This window comes from Flammeovirga sp. SJP92 (genome assembly GCF_001583495.1).
In the GTDB taxonomy this organism is placed as follows: domain Bacteria; phylum Bacteroidota; class Bacteroidia; order Cytophagales; family Flammeovirgaceae; genus Flammeovirga.
In genome coordinates this window covers 299,342-319,742 of record NZ_LQAQ01000093.1, presented here as the reverse complement: position 1 = coordinate 319,742, position 20,401 = coordinate 299,342, and the positions used below count along the sequence as shown (strand labels likewise).

The window sequence follows — 20,401 nt, the reverse complement described above, 5'->3', positions numbered from 1 at the left end:
CAGCAGAATAAATAATGAAGGGTGAATGAAAAGAACTTTTGCATTTTTATGCAAGACATATCTTTTCATCCACCCTTTTTTATTACTCTTAAACTTTTTTATTTCATAATAAAACGCTCAATCAAAGGTCCAATACCCGCAAAGAAAAATTCTACAGCCATTACCATGACAATCAGTCCCATCAATCGAAGCATTAATTTATTGCCAGTATCACCGATTACTTTCATAATAGAACTGGCCGAAAGCAAACTCAAACATGTAATTAATAATACTGCTGTAATGGCAAGAATCAATCCTCCAATTTTCATGGGATCTCCACCGGCATTATCCATCAAAATAATAGAATTGGCAATAGAGCCAGGGCCACAGATTATAGGAATAGCCAAAGGAGTAATTGCAACGTCTTTTGCATATTCGTGAATTTCATCTTTAGTAACTTTCACACTGCCCAATCGAGCCTGAAGCATATCAAAGCCTACTAAAAAGAAGATCATACCTCCAACAACTCTTAAGCTGTCAATTGAGATTCCAAAAAAGCGGAAAAGTGATTGTCCTGTAATTGCAAAAAATAATAGGAAACAAAAAGCAATAAATGAGGCTCTTAATGCTGTGTTCTTTCTTTCTTCTTTTGAAAGCTGATTAGTCATTGTCATAAAGACAGGCATAATCCCTACAGGATTGATCAGTGTAAAGAAAGACGTAAATGCCAAAAGGGCATAAGTAAAAACTTCGTTCATTTTTTATATATGGAGTTGTATGTATGTCGAGTGCAAAGTAAAGGAGAATGAGGGAGGAATCATAACAATAAAGACTTAACCAATTGAAACTGATTAAGTCTTTATAAAAACAAGTAAAATAGATTACAAACTAGCCATCTCCTGAGGGCTCATGACTATTTCCTGTTCTTCAAATGTAATTCCCATACTTTCCAGTTCTTCCAGAACGGGTTCATAGATGTTTTTATGAATTGGGATACAAGTTCCTGTTTTGGTGATTTTGCCTTGTAAGATCAGTTTGGTGACAATAGCTAAAGGAATACCCACAGTATCTGACATGGCAGTGTATGTCTGATCTTTACCTTTTACTACCATATGTGATGTTCTCAAGATATTTTCATTTCCTTTCTTATAAAATAACTTATGATACATCACAATCATATCTTTATCATCAGGATCAAGCTGCCATTTTTCTTCCAATATTTTCTGGAGAATCTGTGCAGGTGTAGCCTTAGGAAGTCCAACTTTTTTATCACTAAAAATATCTAGCCATTCCAATTTTTCCATTTCCAGATCGTCTTGAGACAGTTTTAAATACTGCATCAATTTTAATTCAACAGAATCATTAGGGTTATACCTTAAAAAGGAATTGATGAACTCACGATAAGTCATATCCTGAGTATTTTCCATTTCATAGCTATCATCAGTGACACCTAAAGTGACAAAGCAGTTCCATGCTCTACAGAACCCAGGCCTTCTTAAAGTGCCTCTATAAACGGTGGGAACACCTTCCAAACCGTATTTTTCAACATACTTTAAAGAGTCCCTATTGGCGTAACCTTCAAATTTTCCATAACCTTCAATCTCAATTCGCTCTGTTCTACGGAATACCTTATTATAAGGAATGTATTTATGTTTTCCATTATGAAGAAAACGTACGGCACCACCTTGACCTGCTAAAACTACATTACGAGGATTCCAGGTGAACTTGTAATTCCAAGGGTTATTATCAGACTCAGGAGCAACGAGGCCTCCTGTAAAAGATTCAAAGCCTTCAATGGAATACCCCTTCTCTTTCACTTCCTCAATCATTTTCATGGCTGACATATGATCTATACCGGGATCTAGTCCAATTTCATTCAAGAGAATAATTCCTTTCTTCTCAGCTTCTTTACTCAAAGCCTGCATTTCTTCAGTGATGTAAGAAGCAGTAGTTAAAGGTACTCCATGTTTTACGGCAACTTTTGCTGCTTCTATATGGAAACGGGCGGGAAGTAGTGAAACCACTATATCAGCTTGTGAAATATAGGTTTCACGATGTTCTTCATTGTTGATATCAAATTGAAAAGCAGAAGCTACATTTTCAAATCCTTTGATCTTCTCGTCTGCTAGCTCTTTTTGGTAGTCTCCCACCTTTATTTGCCACTCATTGGTTGTTGCGTGGCCACATAAATAATGGATTAATGATGATGCAGAACGTCCTGCACCTAAAATGATAATTGTTTTCATAAGTGTTTATTTGGTGTATCGAAGTACACTGATAGTGTTTATATGGTAGGGTAAAAATAGAGGATTTAAGTTTTGGTTGAAAGGAAAATTTAAATTAGTGTAATAAATACATTTTATTTAATTCTAAAGAATTAATAATGAACAATTAAGAATTATTCATTCTTCCATCAATCCTCTTACCTTTGCATTTCAAAACAAAGTAAAAGAAGCATGAAAATCAAAGAAGCTGAATTTGTGACAAGTAATACGGATGTTGCAAAATGTCCTGAACCTAAAATTCCTGAGTATGCATTTATCGGAAGATCCAATGTGGGTAAGTCTTCATTAATTAATGCATTTACAGGAAAAACGAAATTAGCAAAAACATCATCTACGCCAGGTAAGACACAATTGATCAATCATTTTATTATTAATAATGAATGGTATTTATGTGACCTTCCAGGGTATGGATACGCACAGGTGAGTAAAACGGAGAGAGAGAAGTTTATGCGTATGGTGAAAAAATACCTTGCTTCTCGAGAAAACTTGATGTGTACTTTTGTTTTGGTGGATATACGTCACGAGCCGTTGAAAAACGATTTGGATTTTATGGCTTGGATGGGAGAGAAGGAATTACCGTTTGCAATAATTTTCACAAAAGCCGATAAATTAGGTCAAGGAAAGATCAGCAAAGCAGTGGCAACTTATAAAAGAGAGTTAAAAAAGCAGTGGGAAGAGTTTCCTCCTATGTTTATTACCTCTTCAGAAGACAAAACGGGAGTCAATGATTTGAGGAGTTATATTGGAGAAATCAATGGATATTGGGAGTCCTAAAAAAAACTTCAATCTTTTTAAGGCTGAAAATCAGTGTAATTTAAATTAATTTGCATTTTTTTTATTTAATGATTTTGCAAATTCAAAAAATGCTACTACTTTTGCCACGCTTTAAAGGAAAAACGTTCCACAAATAAAGCAGAATTTGAAATAACTTCTCCTTTAGCTCAGTTGGTTAGAGCATCTGACTGTTAATCAGAGGGTCCTTGGTTCGAGTCCAAGAAGGAGAGCAAATTTATTCAAATTCATTCCTCTTTAGCTCAGTTGGTTAGAGCATCTGACTGTTAATCAGAGGGTCCTTGGTTCGAGTCCAAGAAGAGGAGCTCCCAAAATAAATTTTCTCCTTTAGCTCAGTTGGTTAGAGCATCTGACTGTTAATCAGAGGGTCCTTGGTTCGAGTCCAAGAAGGAGAGCAAAAGCCTTAGCAGAAATGTTAAGGCTTTTTTTGTTGCTCAAAGATGATAGAAATTCCCAAAATCAATTCATTATCTTATTTAAATCATAAGACAAAGAGGATAAATCATTTATCTTTGCCGTTGCAATTTTTTTTTGACCTTGTATTTCTGCCTTTTTGAGGTGAAATACAGATGAATATTGTTATCAACCAATAAAGATATTTTATATGAAAGCATACGTATTCCCAGGACAAGGAGCTCAGTTTACTGGTATGGGTAAAGAGCTGTATGACTCAAATGAAGAGGCAAAAGCACTTTTTGAAAAAGCCAATGATATTCTTGGTTTCCGTATCACAGATGTAATGTTTGAAGGTACTGCAGAGGAGTTGAAGCAGACTAATGTAACACAGCCTGCTGTTTTTCTTCACTCAGTAATCACAGCATTATGTGCAGAGGAGTTCACTCCTGACGTTGTAGCTGGACACTCTCTTGGTGAATTCTCAGCTTTAGTGGCATGTGGAGCATTAAACTTTGAAGATGCCTTAAAATTGGTAGCAAAAAGAGCTGACGCAATGCAGAAAGCATGTGAAATGAACCCATCTACAATGGCTGCGATCTTGGGTCTTTCAGATGAAGACGTTGAGAAAGTATGTGAAGGTGTTGAAGGTGTAGTTCCTGCTAACTACAACTGCCCAGGTCAATTGGTGATTTCTGGTAGCAAAGAAGGAATTGAAAAAGCATGTGAAGCAGCAAAAGAAGCTGGAGCGAAAAGAGCGTTGCCACTTCCTGTAGGAGGTGCTTTCCATTCTCCATTTATGGAGCCTGCAAAAGCTGAATTGCAAAAGGCTATTGAAGAGACAGTATTGAACACTCCAAAATGCCCAATCTACCAAAATGTAGATGCTAAACCTCAAACAGACCCTGCAGTAATTAAGGAAAACCTAATTGCACAATTGACTGCTCCTGTAAAATGGACACAGATTGTTCAAGCAATGATCGCTGATGGTGTAACTGAATTTATTGAGTGTGGACCAGGTAAAGTTTTATCAGGCCTAGTGAAAAAAGTAGACCGTAAAATGCCAACTACTTCTTTATAGAAGTATTATTAAGGTATTAAATACAAAGGCACTGTAGTAGTAAATCTATTGCAGTGCTTTTTTATGCAATAATAGTTGCATTCAAAATCTCAGCAAGATGTTTCTTGTAAATAGGAGTACTCAGTGCAAACTGAACGCCTAAGTTCAGCAGTTGCTTTCTTGCTCCTGCCAAAGAATAAGGAGTAGTACCTATTATAGAGATCTCTCTATCATTTTCTTGACAATATTCTTTTAATTTGTCAATAGTGTCTTTTAAGTGTCCACCCAATGTTTCAGCATCAAGAAATACCATTTTTACAGATGGATTGTCAACTAATGAAAGTAACGGACTTGCATCTGTTATTACATTAATTTCTAACCCCTCGTCCATAAGCATTTTTTTTAGATAGTGTGCATTGATAATATTATTATCAACCACTATTGCTTCGCTTTTTTGTTCTGAATGTTTTTCTATGCTGTTTGAAAACGCCATCGTCATATTAGTTGCTATCTTGGTCCTTGTTTCATTTTTACTAACTTCGTTGCTCCTTTATAAATAAATAATACAATGTAAATTTATTTATGATGAAGTATTAGTGTAATCAGTTAAAAAAAACTTCCCCCATTTATTACTTTTTCCTTGTGATAACTGTTTAAAAAATTGATTAGAAGCTCTAGTCATGCAATTTCAGCGATGAACTCACAAAAAAATAATAAATAACTCTGCAAAAGTTATTCCTGTCTGATTACTAAGCATTTACTTATCTAACGATAAAAAAACATAAAAAGATATATCCAAGGAGGAAAAAATATGAAATATTCTTTACAAGTAGCTTTTTTTTATATCATTTCGATCAGTTTTATAGGCTTTTCATGCTCAAATTCTCAAGGTGATTGGGAAGAAGGAAAGGAAGTAGCTACGGAAGTTGAAGACCCTAATGATGACTTTTTATTAACCCTAACGACAGAATACGGGGCGATGAAGATAATTCTTTACAAGGAAACACCAATTCATAGAAAAAACTTTATCAAACTTGTGCGTCAACATTATTATGACAGCTTATTATTTCATAGAGTGATTGATGGATTTATGATTCAGGGTGGTGATCCTGATTCAAGGTTTGCTGATGAAGGTGAACATTTGGGCAGAGGTGAAATAGGAGATCAGTTGCCAGCGGAGATCAATTATAAATATTTTCACCAAAAAGGAGCCTTAGCTATGGCTAGAAAAGGTGGAGGCTCTAACCCAGGCAAAAAATCCAGTGGGTGTCAGTTTTATATTGTTGATGGGAAAAAATATACTAAAGAGAGCCTGTATGATTCCAAAACAGATTACAAAAAAGTCAATCAATACTTTACGTCATTAATAGAAGATCCTGAATATTCAAGAATCAATCAAGCCTACGTACAACTAGGAGAAAGAAGTGATACGGCGGGACAGAAGCGTTTGATGAAAAAATGTATTCCAATGATGGAAAAGAAATATGATGTGCAATTGATTGATAAGCCCACAAGAAAAGAAAGAATTGCCTACACAAAATTAGGAGGAACACCATTTCTTGATAGAGAATACACCGTGTTTGGTCAAGTGGTGGAAGGGTTGGATATTATCGATAAGATTGCTTCTCAGAAAGTAAACGCTCAAAAAAGGCCAATTGAAGATATTAAGATGTCGATAACGGTAGAAGAGGTTCCTGCTGTTTATGTGGAACAGCTGCTGAAAGGCATTCAATAGTGCTTATATTTGTAGTATACTAATTCAACTTTTAAAGCATATATCACATTAATTATGAAATTTATTTATTTAGCCTTCTTTTCGATACTATTATTTTTTAGCTGTGAGCAAAAACCATCTCAAGAAATGTCTTATTTCGGAGACACTTTTGAAGTAGAAAATACGATTGCTTCTACTGATTTAAAATCAAAATTAGGTCAGGAAGAAACTGTAAATGTGCAACTGGAAGGTGAAATTACAGGCGTCTGTCAGAAAAAGGGATGCTGGATGACCATGCCAATGGGAGAGGGCGAGAAAGATGTCTTCGTTAAATTCAAAGATTACAAATTCTTTGTTCCTAAAGATGCAGCAGGAAAGAAGGCTGTCATTAAAGGAATCGCCAAAAAGGAAGTGATTGATGTTGCTACCTTAAAACACTATGCAGAAGACGCTGGGAAGACAGAAGAAGAAATTGCAAAAATTGATGCGCCTGAAGTGAAATATACTTTCATGGCAGAAGGTGTTGCTATTGAAAACTAGACGATGTATTAAAATGAGTAAAATAATTCCAATTCTAGCTTCTGTCAGTTTTATCCTAACTACATTGATTTGTTGTCAACAACCTAAAGAAAAAGTTTCTTCTCGATATCCTAATGGAGGTTCTGAATTAGCTTGGCTGATGCGTGATGCTACAGATCAAATGGAAGCCCAGAGGAATGCTATTCTAAAAGGTCAATCTTTTCAGTCAATATTCTTGAACGCAGATCATATTTTGACGGCTATACCTACTGAAGAAGGAAAAACAGCTTCAAAGGACTATCAACAAAAAGCAGATCAGTTTTTAAAACATATTGCACAACAAAAGGATATCCCTTTGGAAGGTCAGATGAATTATTTCAATTCGACGGTTTCATTGTGCGTCAATTGCCATGAGACACAGTGCCCAGGGCCAAATGTAAGGATCAAGAAATTATATATAGATAAAATTTAGTTTCTTTCTTTTGTAAGAGAAACCTGTCAAGGAGGTAAAGTATTGAAAGATGCTTTACCTCTTTTTTTGCTAAACTTTTTTGAAGTTCAGTTGTTGGGAGAGAAATTATCAAGCATAAAGACAGTCGGTTTTCAATCAAAAAAACTTAATTTTTAACAAAACAATAGTTTCCATGGAATATTTTTTAAAATTAAGTAAAATAAAACCTCGGAAACTTTTTTATTACTTCGGGTTTCCCTAAGTTTGTCCCATCAAATAACAATAGTTTATTTCATCTTAACTTTAGATAGAAAGCCAAAAATGCCAGAATTATTTTTGAACAAAAGTTTCATAAATGAACTGAGATTTAAGGTCTACTATATATCATCTAACTAAAATAGTCAATTCATATTCATCGTGGTAAATGATCAATTACGTCTGCGTATCATTGAAGAAGCACGAAAACAATTTCAAGGTTTAGGGCTCAAAAGAGTGACAATGTCTGACATTGCTGAGCAATTGGGGATGTCCAAAAAGACCTTGTATAATGTCTTTAGAAACAAAAAAGAACTCATCGAATTTACTCTTTCTTTTTACATGGAAGAGGATTCAAAATTTATAGAGGAAGTTGGGAAGCTGGACCAGGATGGTGTTTTCAAAATGGCCAAAATCTTTTACTTCTTTTATGAAAGAATGCGTGCGATTAACCCTTCAGTTTTTATGGATTTGAAGAAGTTTTATCCTGAAGTTTGGGATAAATACGAATGCCATAAAGAAGGATGCTTTCATGAAACTTTAATATCCATTATCAAGCAAGGAAGTTCAGAAGGACATTTCTATAATGATATTGACGTCGAGATGTTAGTATTAATGAGAATGTGGCAAGTAGAAGTAGCTTTTGATACTTCAGTATTCCCGCATGACCGGTTTCCAGTTGCAAAAGTTCAAGTGGAATTATTCAAACACTTTATTAGAGGTATTGCCACTCCAGATGGTGTCAAATTACTGGACCACTACCTTCACGAATTTATTAATCAAGAATCACAATCTACAAACTTATGAAAAACGTCCTTCAATGGATCGTAGCTTTTTTAAGCTTATTTTTTAGTTTACAACTGTCTGCACAACAAACAACCACTAACGAAAACGGTGTTCCATTATACAGTGTGCAAGATTGTATAAACTATGCTTTCCAAAATACAGGAATCATCAAAAATGCAGTTTTAGAACAAGGCATCTCTCAAGCAAAAGTCAAAGAAATTATCTCGATTGGTTTACCTCAAGTTAATTTTGAAGGGCAATTTGTGGATAATATGAAAATTCAGAAGGCATTTTTGCCAGAAAATACCTTTGACCCAATTAATGGAGATCCTCAAAAAATACTTGCTATTGAATTTGGAACAAAGTACAGTTCTAATCTTCAGTTACAAGCTTCTCAGTTGATATTTGATGGAACATTCTTTATCGGTGTTCAAGCGGCTAAGGTTTATAATGAGTTGGCTTCAAAGGAATTAATCCGTTCTAAAATTGATGTAGCTGAAGCGGTTACTCAAGCTTATTATTATGTATTAGTGCAGAGGGAATTCTTAAAACTGATCATTGAAAATAGAGAAATTTTAGAAGGCCTTTATAATGAAACCAAAGCCATGTATGAGGCAGGTATGGTGGAAGAAACCGAATTAAATAGAATTGAGGTAAGTTATAACAGTATGGTCATTCAGGAAACACAATCTACTCAAATGAATGTGATTGCTGAAAAATTGTTGAAATTCCAGATGGGAATGGACATCAATTCATCTATTGGTTTAGCAGAGAAGCTAGAAGACTTTAGAGATTTTATTGTTACTCCAACTGATTTGGCAGTGGCCAAAAACAGAATAGAATACTCAATTTTAAATACTAATATTAAGTTAAATGACTATGATATTAGATCTACTAAAGCTGAGTATTGGCCTAAATTATATGCATTTGGAGGATATGGTTTTAATGCTGGTGGTCAGGAGCTACCAGGTTTGTATGGTAATGGAGGAGATTTCGCAAATATAGGTTTAACACTTTCACTGAATGTTTTTGATGGGTTTGCTCGTCAAAAAATCATTGAACAGAAGAAGTTGAAAGGACAGCAGTTATTAAATACTCGTATCGATTTGGAACGTCAAATTTCTATAGAGCAAGAGCAATCTCGTATCGTATACGAAACTAATATGGCTACTTTAAACCTTCAGGAAAAAAACATGGGAGTTGCTGAAAAGGTTTATACAAATACACAGGTAAAATTCAAAAATGGAGTAGGTTCTTCAGTAGAGGTGACAACATCATCACAAGACTATGCTACAGCTGCCAATGAGTTTTACAACTCTCTTTATGAAGTACTAATAGCAAAATTATCTTTTGAAAAAGCAAATGGACGTCTATTGGAATATGTAGATAGTGAGGATTTTGAAAAGGATAAAGAGACATTAAAGTTGAATAACGAAAGAAAATAGAAAAAATACAGATATGTTATCAAGATATAAATTAATCACATTACTATCAGTTGCTTCCTTTGTATCTGCCTGCGGTGGAGAAGATGAAAATTCAATAGAAGCAAAAAAAGCTCAATTAATAGAATATCAGCAGCAATTAGTAAAGTTGGAAAGTGATATTCATACATTAGAAGCAGAAATTAAAGATTTAGGAGGAGATAAAGCAGAGGCAAATACTTTAAAACCTGTTACTGTATTTGATGTTAAAGCATCTACTTTTAATCACTTTGTAGATGTTCCTGGTGATGTTACTTCAAATAGAAATGTAGTAGTAGCCCCAGAAACAACAGGTCGTATTATTAGGAGATATGTGAGAGAAGGTGCTTACGTGAAGAGAGGACAATATCTTGCGAAATTAGATGTAGAGTTAGTTCAGAAGCAAATTGATGAGGTAAAAACAAGCTTGGAACTGGCAGAAGTACTTTATGAGAAACAAGATAAACTGTGGAAGCAAGGTATCGGTTCTGAGGTACAATATCTTCAAGCAAAAAATAATAAAGAGTCATTAGAAGCAAAATTGGAAAGCTTGAAAGAGCAGGAGAATAAAGGATATGTGGTTGCTCCTATTTCTGGTAAAGTAGATGAAATCTTTATGAAAGAAGGTGAAATGGGTCCTGCAGGTCAGCCTTATGCTCGTTTGGTAGATATCTCTAATATTGAAGTTGTAGCAGAAGTATCTGAAGCTTATAGTAGAGTGGTAAAACAAGGAGATAAAGTGAAGGTGAAATTCCCAATGCTGGAAATTGAAAGAGATATGAAGGTTGATGTTGTTGGACAAACTATTAACCAATTGAATAGAACTTTCAAAATCCGTATGCGCATCTCTGAGAAAGGGTTGGATATTAAGCCTAATACTATGGCTGTGGTAACGATCAATGACTTCTCTAAAGAAAATGCTGTAGCTATTCCTAGTAATCTGGTTCAGAAAAACACAAAAGGAGAAACATTTACTTATATCCTTGAAAACAAAGAGGGTAAGCAGAATGTTGTGAGAAAAGTTGAAATAGAGACTGGTAAATCTTACAGAGGAAACACTATGGTTACATCTGGAATTAAAGCTGGAATGAGAGTAATCAATAAAGGTTATTCTGAAGTGATTAATGGTGAACAAGTTAGAATTGTTGATTATCAAATTTAATTTGGAGCAGACTGATGGAGGAAAATAAAAATATAAAAAACGAAGAACAGTCAAACTCAAAGGAATTTGGGTTGAGTAGTTTTTCAATCAATAACAGTACTTCAATTTTTATCCTTACGATAATTATTGCTGTATTTGGTATGTTGTCATATGTTGGAATGCCAAAGGAACAGTTTCCTGAAATTCGTATTCCAATGGTGTACATCCGTACAATGCATCCAGGTAACTCGCCTGTGGATATTGAATCATTGATTACTCGTCCTATTGAAAAGGAATTGAAGTCAATGAAAGGAGTGAAGGAAATTATCTCAACTTCTGCTCAAGATTTTTCAGTGATTACTGTAGAATTCAATGAGGATGTTGAAATCTCAAAAGCACTTCAAGATACAAAGGATGCTGTTGATAAATCGAAAAGTGAATTGCCAACCGATTTAGATACAGATCCCGATGTTCAGGAAATGGACTTTTCTGAGATTCCAATTATGGTAATTAACCTTTCAGGTGATTTTGAAATTCAAAAGCTGAAAGATTATGCTGAGGATCTTCAAGATGAGTTAGAAGAATTTAGAGAAGTATCTCGTGTAGATATCACTGGTTCTGTAGAAAGAGAAATTCAGATTAATGCAGACATCTATAAGATGGATGCCATGCAGTTGGCTTTCTCTGATATCTCAAATGCAATTGCCAATGAAAACGTAACTATGTCAGGTGGTGATGTGAAAATGGGTAATGGTTTCCGTAGAGCGTTGCGTGTAGACGGAGAATTCAAAACGGTGGAAGAAATCAAGAACGTGATTGTAAAGTCGGAAGACCAGAATACAATCTACTTGAAAGACCTTGCTGAAATTAAAGATAGTTATGTTGAACGTAAGAGTTATGCACGTTTAGCTTCTTCTGATTTCAATTCAAAAGGAGCTTACCCAGTAGTTTCTCTAAAAGTAGTAAAAAGAGGTGGTGAAAACTTAATCGATGCTACTGATAAAATCATGGCAGCTTTAGATGACGCCAGAGATAACTACTTACCAAGTAACTTGGATATTGTGATTACAGAATCTCAATCCAATGAGATGAAAACTTCTCTTAAAAACTTAGAGAATAGTATTATTTCAGGTATGATTCTCGTGGTTGTGGTACTTCTTTTCTTTATGGGATTAAGAAACGCAATGTTCGTGGGTATGGCTATTCCATTATCAATGTTCTTGTCGTTCTTGATTTTAAGTTCATTGGGTGTAACTATCAATATGGTAGTATTATTTGCTTTGATCCTTGCATTAGGTATGCTAGTGGATAATGCCATTGTAGTAATTGAAAATATCTACCGACTGAGGGAGTCAGGAATGACCACCAAGGAAGCAGCAAAACAAGGTACAGGAGAAGTAGCATTGGCGATTATTTCATCAACAGCTACAACTTTAGCAGCCTTTGTTCCTTTGGCATTCTGGGGAGGTATTATGGGTGAGTTCATGAAATACTTACCAATTACTTTGATCTCCGTACTAGCATCATCACTGTTTGTTGGTTTGGTAATCAACCCAGTAATTGCTTTTAAATACATGAAAGTCGATTCAGAAGAGGCTTACAGAACTATCAATAAGACTAAAGTTACTGTTGGACTTGTACTTTTAGGGTTGTCGATTCCAGGTTACATTATGTGGTCAACGTATACATTAGGAAATGTATTAATGCTGGGAGCTATTATCGCATTGCTTGATGGCATGGTCTTAAAAAGATTGGCTTATTATTTCCAGAATGTATTCTTAACACAACTTGAATCAGTTTACTTAACAACATTAAGATTTGCTTTAAAAGGAAAGACTCCTTATTTCTTGATCGTAGGTATTTTTGCTTTCCTTGTGATTGCTATTGGTTGGTTTGGAGCTAGATTAGGTAGTGGCAAAGTACCGATCGAATTCTTCCCTGATTCAGATCCTCGTTATGTATACATGTACATTGAGGCACCACAAGGTACAGATGTTGAAGAAACCAATAAGATTGCTTTAGACCTTGAGAAGAGATTATATAAAGAATTATCTCCCTATAGCGATATTATTGAATCGATTGTAGCTAATGTAGGTGAAAACACAAATGATCCTCAAGATGGAGCCGCCAATACAGTAACACCAAACAGAGCGAGAATTGCAGTAGGTTTTGTACCTTATGAAAAGCGTGATGGTGTGAGTTCGGTAGAAGTAATGACACTTTGTGCTAAAATCGCGAAGGATATCCCAGGTGTAGAAATTGTAACGGATAAAGAGCAAAATGGACCTCCTACTGGTAAACCGATTTCAATTGAATTGACAGGTGAGGATTACTTAGTGTTGATCAAAGAGGCAGGGAAAATGAAGGCTATGATTGAGCAATCAGGTATCCCTGGTATTGATAAATTATCCATTGATATTTCAGTAAGTAAGCCAGAATTATTGGTGAACATTGATCGTAATAAGGCAAGACGTTTCGGAGTGTCAACAGGTTTGTTAGCTCAAAACATGCGTACTGCTATTTATGGACAAGAAGTTTCTAAATTTAAAGATGGAGAGGATGATTATCCAATTCAGCTTCGTTTGAAAGATGAGTACCGTTATGATTTATCTACTTTGAACGATCAAAGGGTCACATTCAGAGATAATAAAGGTAAGTTCCATCAAGTACCTGTTTCATCTGTTGCAAAACTGGATTACAGTACAACTGTAGGTGAGATCAAGAGAAAGGATTTGGATAGAGTAGTAACACTTAGTTCAAATGTTTCCAAAGGATATAATAATCAAGTGGTAGTAGAGAATGTGAAAAATCTGCTAGGCTCTTATGAAATGCCTGCACAATACAATTATAAATTTGGCGGTGAGCAAGAAGATCAAGCCGAATCAATGGCATTCTTAAGTAGAGCGATGTTAATAGCAATGTGTGCAATCTTCTTGATTCTTGTTTCTCAATTCAACTCATTCGTGAAGCCATTCATTATTATTGCTTCAGTAATGTTCAGTTTGATTGGTGTATTATTAGGTCTGATCATTTTCAATGACCCATTTGTAATCATCATGACAGGTATTGGTATCATTTCATTGGCAGGTATCGTAGTAAACAACGCCATTGTATTGATTGATTGTGCTGATCAATTGGTTGCAGCTAAAAAGGAGAAATTAGGAATGGATCCTGATGATCGTTTACCAATCAAAGACTTAATCGAATGTATTGAGCAAGCAGGTTTCACTCGTCTACGTCCTGTATTGTTGACGGCGATTACAACCGTATTAGGTTTGATTCCATTAGCAACGGGTATGAACATTGATTTCTTTGGAATGTTTGCTCACTTTGATGCGGATATCTATTTCGGTGGACCAAACGCAGATACTTGGGGACCTATGGCATGGACAGTAATCTATGGTTTAACGTTCGCTACTTTCTTAACATTGGTCATTGTACCAGTAATGTTATTATTAGCGGAACAGTTAGGCTGGTTCTTCCAGAACTTAACTTCAAGTGAAAAGAAAGAAGCAGTGCACAACTAAGATAAATTATAATGAAAAACGTGATAAGTACTAAGCTAAAAAAAGATCAAATTAATTTTGGCTTAGTACTTAGAGCATGTTTGAAACATCTCTTTTAGTTCATGTTCTTCATTAAAAATAAAAAGGGGGAAAAGTAATTATATCAGTTACTTTTCCCCCTTCTTTTTTATTAAGCTATTAATAAACTTAAGCGTTGGCTTCCATACGTTTCTTTCTAGCTTCAATGACTTTATCCATACCTTCTTCCAATAATGTAAATGGACGGTCTAGAATGGTCTTTAGTTTATCTACATCTGGCTGTCTTCTTGTCATGTCACCTTCTTTCAATGGTGGAAGGTAAATGATTTCAGAAGATGATCCAGTTTTTTCAATAATCAATTCTGCTAATTGCTTGATTGTAGTAATGCGGTCGTTTCCTACATTGATAACATCATTCACTACTAAATCTTCTTCCAACATTTTAATTGTTGCATCAAGGTTGTCTTGAATATAGAAGAATGTTCTAGTTTGAGAACCGTCACCATAAATTGTAATAGGTTCATTTTTCAAAGCCGCGTCAATAAATTTAGACATTACAAAGTCAGTACTTTGTTTAGGTCCGTAAGTATTGAAGAAACGAAGAATTGTATAGTCAAGATCAAACTCTTGTTTGAATGATCTGCAGTATGCTTCACCTACATTTTTAACGATGGCATATGGTAATCTAGAGTTTAATGGAGTAGTGTGTTCGTGTTGAGGTAAGTGTACAGGCTCTCCGTAAACTTCAGAAGAAGAAGAATAAAACACTCTCTTTACTCCTGTGTTCTTAGATAAACGAAGTACATTTTCAATACCTTGAAGGTCTTCTAGTACCATTACAGGGTTCTCTAAAGTTCTTTTTACTCCAACAACAGCTGCATAATGGAATACATAATCGAATTTGTATGCCGTCATAATTGCCGCAATTTCATCATAGTGGTTTACGTCACATTTGATGAATTTACAATTGTCGTGAGTGGGAACTTTCCATTTTTCACCAGTTAAGAAATTATCCACACAAACCACAAAGTTGTTAGGGTTTTCAAGAAGTTTATCTGCAATTGAGCTTGGGATAAAGCCTGCTCCACCTGTAATTAGAAATTTCTTCATTCTTTAAAAGTATAATTTTCTCTCCTATAAATGGAGAGCGACAATTTAGTTAAGTACTAAGTCAAAATAGTAAAAGTAATTCTCCTTTCTTTATTAGTGAATACGACGCTGAAGATAATTGAACTTTTATTCATTTTAAAATGAGGCAATCGCAATACAGTAATAAGAATTATAGGAAGTTATTTTGTCTTGATACTTATTAAGTGATAAAAAAACATGCCAATTGGCATTAATAAGCCTTTAAATGTAAAAAGCTTTTTATTTAAAATTGAATTCGTCGTATTGGAAACTCAATTCGTGATTTTAGAAAACTTATAATTCGATTAGCTATTAATCTCAAGAAACTGTTTAATAGACTTTTTGGTTGCTAACATGACCAACTTATCGCCTTTCTGTAAAACAGATTTAACATCCTTGGGGTTTCGAATTAAATGCTCTTTATACTCTGTTACTCCAAGAGCATTACGTTCTTCAAATAATCTACGGAGTGCAATTATATCAGCATTAAAAGTGGCTTCTATGTCCAGATCTTCTAAATACTTCCCATACAATCTTCGAGGTACAATCACTTCCACAATCTCATAACTATCGGGTAGAGTCATGAAAGATTGAATTTCTGGGTTCAACAGCATTTCAGCAGTCATCTTACCTACTTCATCTTCAGGAAGGATAATTTCAGAGACTCCTAGTTTTTGAAGGATGATTTTTTGCTGTTCACTGACAGCCCTTGCAATAATACGTTTTACCTTAAGTTCTAGAAGTAGCACAGTAGTTAGCAGCAGGCCTTCTACATTTTCACCAATAGCCAAAAGCACAGCATCCATTTCATGGATAGACTGTGCTTTTAGTGCTTTTATATCTGTAGAATCGAGAGCTACGGCATAAGCGACGTCGTCTTTCACGATGTCCACTCTTTCTATTTCTCTATCAATAGCCATTACTTCCGCTCCCAATTTAGAGAGATTTTTGGCCACTGATGTACCGAATTGCCCGAGTCCTATAATTGCAAATTTTCCGTCCGCCATATCAATTAGTTTCAAAGAGTAATTTCAGTGAAGTACGAGATAAAAAAGTTATTTCTATTTTCTTCCAGTACTACTACTCTGAATTAAGGCGGAAAGTTAGGACCTTATATTTTCTGAAGCAAGAATGTTTTAACTACATCTAAACCTGTGTCAAAATTAGTGTCGTTTCTGATGATCAAATCAACAGTTTCTTTATGAGGCTTGATGTAATTCTCATAAGCAGGCATTACGTGATTTTCGTATCTGTAAAGTACGTCGTTGATATCGTATCCTCTTTCAACATTATCTCTTTTGATACGTCTACTCAATTTCAAGTGTGCTTTTGCTTCGATGAAAAGTTTTAGATCAATCATGTCAAAAACTCTTGGATCATGAAAAACAAAAATACCTTCTAGGATGATTACTTGCTTTGGATTGAAAGTAAGCAGTTTTGGCTCTGCAGCTGCATTATTAAAAGTGTATTCCTGAATTTGAACTACCTCTCCATTCTTTAACTTTTGAATGTCTTGGTAGAATTTTTCTAAATCAATAGAATAAGGAGTATCAAAGTTTTTTATTCCTTTTGCATCTTCAGGTTGATTTTCTTTGTCGATGTAGTAATTATCTTGAGAGACAGTACAGATATTATCTTCACCGATTAGATCTGTCAACATTTTAATAAAGGTAGTTTTTCCTGAACCACTACCACCTGTGATACCTACTATATAAGGAGTTTCCATTTATGGATTTTTTATGAAACAATAATTCAAAATTAATAGATCAGATTGAGAAAACAGTAATTTGTATAGTTTCATTAGAAATTTATGGTCAGATCTACGAAAAATCCAAAAATGAGGAAAAAACAAAATTAAAATACCTATAAATGGGTATTGTCTAATAGTGGCCTAACCGGTACTTTTGTAATATAGGCTATTGTAAAAAATAGCACTGTTGGTTTTTCCACAGCTGAATATTAACTATTACAAATGTTACAACGTATCAGATACTAAAACCTATTAAGACTAAATTTATTATCTTACTACTTTATCTTTTAATTACACCAATGAGGAGACTTTATGAGTCTCTTTTTTTGTTTAAGAGGTTTACAGTCAGTGTGTAATACTTGATATACTCTTAAAATATCACTATATTATAGGTGTCAAATTTCTCTCCGTCAACTAACATTACTATCAAAAATGAGAACCAAAAAGACAACATTATTTTTTTTGGTGAGCTTGCTACTTTTAATTGTCAATCCTCTAAATACATTAGCTCAGAATAAAGCAGAAGTTCACCTTAAAAACCTGGCGTTCATACAAGAGAAGCATAATTTTACACAAATAAAGTTTAAGCTTGTCAATAACTTAGTGGTTATTCCTGTTTCAATAAACGGTTCAGATACCTTGAATTTTATTCTCGATTCTGGAGCCTCTTATATTATACTGTGTGATCCTGCCTTCGCAGAACAATTAAATCTAGATCCTAGAAGAACTAGGGAGGTTGATATCAATGGTATGGGTACCGAAGGTCCTCTTCAGGCCTTTCATTCATGGGGAAATAAAGTCAATATAAAAGGTGTAGAAGGTTTTAATCAGGATATTATTTATCCTAACCAAGATATCTTCAAGCTGACCGACAATATGGGAATGCTGATTCATGGCTTAATCGGATCTACAGTTTTTCAGCATTTTGTGGTAAGTATTGATTATAAGCGAAAAGTATTGACACTCTACCAAAAGGATTTTTATTATGCTAAGCGAAGAGAAAAGCTGAAGAAGCGTTATGAATGCATACCTTTGACAGTACGTAAAAATAGAGCTTACATTGAAACAGCTTTATTAACTAGTGAAATGAATAAAACACACAAAGTCTCTCTCTTGGTGGATACAGGAGCAAGTCATGCATTGTCTATTTTTGAGTCAAAACATCATAACCTTAAAGCTTCAGTAAAGGCGATTCGAGATCATTTAGGAGTGGGCATAAGTGGAGATTTATACGGTAAGGTAAACCGGTTGGAAAAATTAAGCTTAGGTTCCTTTACTTTGGAAGATCCTATTGTGAAATATCCAGATTTTGAGTCTTTAGGTTTAAAAGTTATCGATTCTACGCGTCATGGAAGTGTAGGGGCAGAGGTATTGAGGCGGTTTACTGTGATTTTTGATTATGAAAAAGAAGAGTTGCTGATCAGAAAGAATACAGATTTTAATGATGATTTTTTATATAATTATTTAGGTTTAGACTTTGTGACGCCATACCCTGGTTTGCCTTTTTTTAGAATTTCACAAATTAGAGATGAATCGCCTGCTGATAAAGCAGGAATTCAACAAGGAGATAGAATCATAAAGGTAAATGGTCAATCTGTCGCTTTTTTATCTCCAGAAGAAATTAGGGTTTTATTCAGAGGAAAAGTCGGCCGGAGAATATCTATTGATGTAGAGGATCTGGAAGGGAGGAATAGGTCCTTCTCTTTGAAATTAGAAGACCCTTTTCTACAGAATTAAATCAAAAATATAAAACCTGAGTTCAGTGATTTTTTTCAATAAACTCAGGTTTTATATTATTTTTAATAAAGGTGTTTTACTTCTTTGAAACCAAAATGTCTGATTTTACCATGTTCATCAGCAATTGAAAGACAGCCATTTTCATTGACTCCCAAAATTTGACCTTCAAAAATGTGTATCTCACCATTTGGAAGAGTTTCTTGAAAACTCCCCATTTCATGATACCAAAACAGATGAGAGTAATATTCCTGACGGAGTCGATCATACCCTTCATTTTTCAGTATTAAATATCTTTTTTCAATATTTTCCAAAAGCGTTTCAATCACTCTAGGAACTTGAAATTTTTTCTCGGATTCCATAAAGAGAGAAGTGGCCGGAAAATCTCCAACAAAACGCTCTTGATTAATGTTTAATCCAATCCCTACAATACTATGTGAGATGTTTTGGCCTATAATAAAGTTCTCAATCAAAATTCCTCCCACCTTTTTATTGTTGATCAGGATGTCATTGGGCCATTTTATTTTTGTACCTGAGGGAGTTAAATGATGTATTGTATCAAAAACACCCAAACTTATAGCAACATTAAGTTGGAACTGATTTCTTGCGGTGATAAATTGAGGCCTCAATAAAAAAGACGCTGTGATGTTTTCATTGGGATTTGATTCCCAGGTATTTCCTCTCTGACCTCTCCCTTGCGTTTGTTCAGGAGTCAGAACAATAGTGCCCTCTTGTAAGTTTTTATTCTGTGATAGTAAGGTTCCTACAGAATCATTTGTAGAATGACAAGAAGGCATATATATGACACTTTTACCGATAAAAGACGTATTGGCAGAAATTTTATACAAGTATTTGTTACTTTTGTTTATAATCTTGTTATAATTCAATACAAATCAAAAAAAGTATTGAATTTGCAATGCAATTATACAAAATTGAGTTCAATTGAGAACATTTTATAGCTTTTGTTAGAAATATAAAAAATTATAGATATAAAGGGAGGAAAATCCTAATTTTAAAAATATGAGTAAAAAGGAGATCGGAACGGAAGAGTTTGCACATGTAGTGGCAAAAGGAATGCAGGAAATGAAGGCTCAGCATATTGAAATATTAGATTTAAGAAAAGTAAAGAACGCAGTTACAGATTTCTTTGTAATTTGCACTGCTACTTCAGATACTCAGCTAGATTCAATTGTTGATAGTATTGAAAAAGAAGTGAAGGAAACTGCAGGTGAAAAAGCATTTGCTACAGAAGGAACAGGTTCACAAGGTTGGGCCCTTCTTGATTACATTAATGTAGTAGCTCATGTATTTCTTCCCAAAAAGCGAGAGTTCTACGCTTTAGAAGAGCTTTGGGGAGATGCTAAGGTTTTTAAGCTTCCTACTGAATAAAAAATTAAATAACACAAATT

General features: G+C 34.6%; 18 protein-coding genes and 3 tRNA genes. 14 read left to right on the top strand and 7 right to left on the bottom strand.

Translation table 11 applies throughout. From position 1 onward, the window contains the following. Nucleotides 1-98: 98 nt before the first annotated feature. Both AVL50_RS22125 and AVL50_RS22120 read right to left on the bottom strand, forming a co-directional pair. Entirely contained in the window at nt 99-737 is a 639-nt protein-coding gene (locus AVL50_RS22125; protein ID WP_062618618.1) for a MarC family protein, read from the bottom strand. A 123-nt stretch (nt 738-860) separates the two neighbouring features. Continuing rightward, nucleotides 861-2,225, bottom strand: a complete 1,365-nt coding sequence (locus tag AVL50_RS22120; RefSeq protein ID WP_062618617.1) for a saccharopine dehydrogenase family protein — start codon at nt 2,223-2,225, stop codon at nt 861-863. 210 nt (nt 2,226-2,435) lie between these two features. Between AVL50_RS22120 and yihA the strand changes: the two genes are divergently transcribed. From yihA to fabD, 5 genes are all read left to right on the top strand, one after another. Then, entirely contained in the window at nt 2,436-3,038 is a 603-nt protein-coding gene (yihA, locus tag AVL50_RS22115; protein ID WP_044202318.1) for a ribosome biogenesis GTP-binding protein YihA/YsxC, read from the top strand. Between the two features lie 156 nt (nt 3,039-3,194). Further along, nucleotides 3,195-3,268 (top strand) — tRNA-Asn (locus AVL50_RS22110). A gap of 19 nt (nt 3,269-3,287) precedes the next feature. Beyond that, nucleotides 3,288-3,361 (top strand) — tRNA-Asn (locus tag AVL50_RS22105). Nucleotides 3,362-3,377: 16 nt separating this feature from the next. Next, nucleotides 3,378-3,451, top strand: a tRNA-Asn gene (locus tag AVL50_RS22100). Nucleotides 3,452-3,660: 209 nt separating this feature from the next. After that, nucleotides 3,661-4,530, top strand: a complete 870-nt coding sequence (gene fabD / locus AVL50_RS22095) for an ACP S-malonyltransferase (protein ID WP_062618616.1) — start codon at nt 3,661-3,663, stop codon at nt 4,528-4,530. 61 nt (nt 4,531-4,591) lie between these two features. Here the strand turns inward: fabD and AVL50_RS22090 are convergent, their stop codons facing one another. After that, on the bottom strand, nt 4,592-5,002 hold the full coding sequence (locus AVL50_RS22090; RefSeq protein ID WP_062618615.1) for a response regulator: 411 nt from the start codon (nt 5,000-5,002) through the stop codon (nt 4,592-4,594). A gap of 318 nt (nt 5,003-5,320) precedes the next feature. Between AVL50_RS22090 and AVL50_RS22085 the strand changes: the two genes are divergently transcribed. The 7 genes from AVL50_RS22085 (at nt 5,321) to AVL50_RS22055 (ending at nt 14,362) form a co-directional block, all read left to right on the top strand. After that, nucleotides 5,321-6,244, top strand: coding sequence for a peptidylprolyl isomerase (locus tag AVL50_RS22085; protein ID WP_062618614.1), 924 nt, complete (start codon nt 5,321-5,323; stop codon nt 6,242-6,244). A gap of 54 nt (nt 6,245-6,298) precedes the next feature. Beyond that, complete coding sequence (locus AVL50_RS22080; protein WP_063850835.1) at nt 6,299-6,763, top strand: DUF4920 domain-containing protein; 465 nt, start codon at nt 6,299-6,301, stop codon at nt 6,761-6,763. A gap of 13 nt (nt 6,764-6,776) precedes the next feature. Then, nucleotides 6,777-7,214 carry a hypothetical protein gene (locus AVL50_RS22075; RefSeq protein ID WP_062618612.1) on the top strand — a complete coding sequence of 146 codons (438 nt, stop codon included), beginning with the start codon at nt 6,777-6,779 and terminating at the stop codon, nt 7,212-7,214. 396 nt (nt 7,215-7,610) lie between these two features. Next, entirely contained in the window at nt 7,611-8,255 is a 645-nt protein-coding gene (locus tag AVL50_RS22070) for a TetR/AcrR family transcriptional regulator (RefSeq protein ID WP_062618611.1), read from the top strand. Continuing rightward, nucleotides 8,252-9,679: a TolC family protein gene (locus AVL50_RS22065; RefSeq protein ID WP_062618610.1), complete on the top strand. Its 1,428-nt coding sequence runs from the start codon at nt 8,252-8,254 to the stop codon at nt 9,677-9,679. Before AVL50_RS22070 ends, AVL50_RS22065 begins: the two co-directional genes overlap by 4 nt. Nucleotides 9,680-9,692: 13 nt before the next feature. After that, nucleotides 9,693-10,856, top strand: a complete 1,164-nt coding sequence (locus AVL50_RS22060; protein ID WP_062618609.1) for an efflux RND transporter periplasmic adaptor subunit — start codon at nt 9,693-9,695, stop codon at nt 10,854-10,856. Between the two features lie 14 nt (nt 10,857-10,870). Next, nucleotides 10,871-14,362 carry an efflux RND transporter permease subunit gene (locus AVL50_RS22055; RefSeq protein ID WP_062618608.1) on the top strand — a complete coding sequence of 1,164 codons (3,492 nt, stop codon included), beginning with the start codon at nt 10,871-10,873 and terminating at the stop codon, nt 14,360-14,362. Nucleotides 14,363-14,548: 186 nt separating this feature from the next. On the opposite strand, the gene AVL50_RS22050 is transcribed toward AVL50_RS22055, so the two are convergent. The 3 genes from AVL50_RS22050 to udk form a co-directional block, all read right to left on the bottom strand. Next, a complete protein-coding gene (locus tag AVL50_RS22050; protein WP_062618607.1) occupies nt 14,549-15,490 on the bottom strand; it encodes an NAD-dependent epimerase/dehydratase family protein in 942 nt (313 codons plus the stop codon). 323 nt (nt 15,491-15,813) lie between these two features. Then, on the bottom strand, nt 15,814-16,515 hold the full coding sequence (locus AVL50_RS22045; protein WP_062619163.1) for a TrkA family potassium uptake protein: 702 nt from the start codon (nt 16,513-16,515) through the stop codon (nt 15,814-15,816). Nucleotides 16,516-16,619: 104 nt separating this feature from the next. Beyond that, nucleotides 16,620-17,234, bottom strand: coding sequence for a uridine kinase (gene udk, locus AVL50_RS22040; protein ID WP_062618606.1), 615 nt, complete (start codon nt 17,232-17,234; stop codon nt 16,620-16,622). Nucleotides 17,235-17,690: 456 nt separating this feature from the next. Between udk and AVL50_RS22035 the strand changes: the two genes are divergently transcribed. Beyond that, nucleotides 17,691-18,995: an aspartyl protease family protein gene (locus AVL50_RS22035; RefSeq protein ID WP_062618605.1), complete on the top strand. Its 1,305-nt coding sequence runs from the start codon at nt 17,691-17,693 to the stop codon at nt 18,993-18,995. Nucleotides 18,996-19,057: 62 nt separating this feature from the next. Here AVL50_RS22035 and AVL50_RS22030 read toward each other — a convergent pair whose 3' ends face one another. Then, nucleotides 19,058-19,840: a biotin--[acetyl-CoA-carboxylase] ligase gene (locus tag AVL50_RS22030; RefSeq protein WP_063850877.1), complete on the bottom strand. Its 783-nt coding sequence runs from the start codon at nt 19,838-19,840 to the stop codon at nt 19,058-19,060. Nucleotides 19,841-20,012: 172 nt separating this feature from the next. On the opposite strand from AVL50_RS22030, the gene rsfS reads away from it, so the two are divergent. Next, nucleotides 20,013-20,381 carry a ribosome silencing factor gene (gene rsfS / locus AVL50_RS22025; RefSeq protein ID WP_044213236.1) on the top strand — a complete coding sequence of 123 codons (369 nt, stop codon included), beginning with the start codon at nt 20,013-20,015 and terminating at the stop codon, nt 20,379-20,381. Nucleotides 20,382-20,401 lie beyond the last annotated feature (20 nt).

Bases quoted from the DNA above. Each gene is read 5' to 3' on its own strand.
- AVL50_RS22125 (WP_062618618.1), bottom strand. From the start codon at position 737: ATGAACGAAGTTTTTACTTATGCCCTTTTGGCATTTACGTCTTTCTTT.
- AVL50_RS22120 (WP_062618617.1), bottom strand. From the start codon at position 2,225: ATGAAAACAATTATCATTTTAGGTGCAGGACGTTCTGCATCATCATTA.
- yihA (WP_044202318.1), top strand. From the start codon at position 2,436: ATGAAAATCAAAGAAGCTGAATTTGTGACAAGTAATACGGATGTTGCA.
- fabD (WP_062618616.1), top strand. From the start codon at position 3,661: ATGAAAGCATACGTATTCCCAGGACAAGGAGCTCAGTTTACTGGTATG.
- AVL50_RS22090 (WP_062618615.1), bottom strand. From the start codon at position 5,002: ATGGCGTTTTCAAACAGCATAGAAAAACATTCAGAACAAAAAAGCGAA.
- AVL50_RS22085 (WP_062618614.1), top strand. From the start codon at position 5,321: ATGAAATATTCTTTACAAGTAGCTTTTTTTTATATCATTTCGATCAGT.
- AVL50_RS22080 (WP_063850835.1), top strand. From the start codon at position 6,299: ATGAAATTTATTTATTTAGCCTTCTTTTCGATACTATTATTTTTTAGC.
- AVL50_RS22075 (WP_062618612.1), top strand. From the start codon at position 6,777: ATGAGTAAAATAATTCCAATTCTAGCTTCTGTCAGTTTTATCCTAACT.
- AVL50_RS22065 (WP_062618610.1), top strand. From the start codon at position 8,252: ATGAAAAACGTCCTTCAATGGATCGTAGCTTTTTTAAGCTTATTTTTT.
- AVL50_RS22060 (WP_062618609.1), top strand. From the start codon at position 9,693: ATGTTATCAAGATATAAATTAATCACATTACTATCAGTTGCTTCCTTT.
- AVL50_RS22055 (WP_062618608.1), top strand. From the start codon at position 10,871: ATGGAGGAAAATAAAAATATAAAAAACGAAGAACAGTCAAACTCAAAG.
- AVL50_RS22050 (WP_062618607.1), bottom strand. From the start codon at position 15,490: ATGAAGAAATTTCTAATTACAGGTGGAGCAGGCTTTATCCCAAGCTCA.
- AVL50_RS22045 (WP_062619163.1), bottom strand. From the start codon at position 16,515: ATGGCGGACGGAAAATTTGCAATTATAGGACTCGGGCAATTCGGTACA.
- udk (WP_062618606.1), bottom strand. From the start codon at position 17,234: ATGGAAACTCCTTATATAGTAGGTATCACAGGTGGTAGTGGTTCAGGA.
- AVL50_RS22035 (WP_062618605.1), top strand. From the start codon at position 17,691: ATGAGAACCAAAAAGACAACATTATTTTTTTTGGTGAGCTTGCTACTT.
- rsfS (WP_044213236.1), top strand. From the start codon at position 20,013: ATGAGTAAAAAGGAGATCGGAACGGAAGAGTTTGCACATGTAGTGGCA.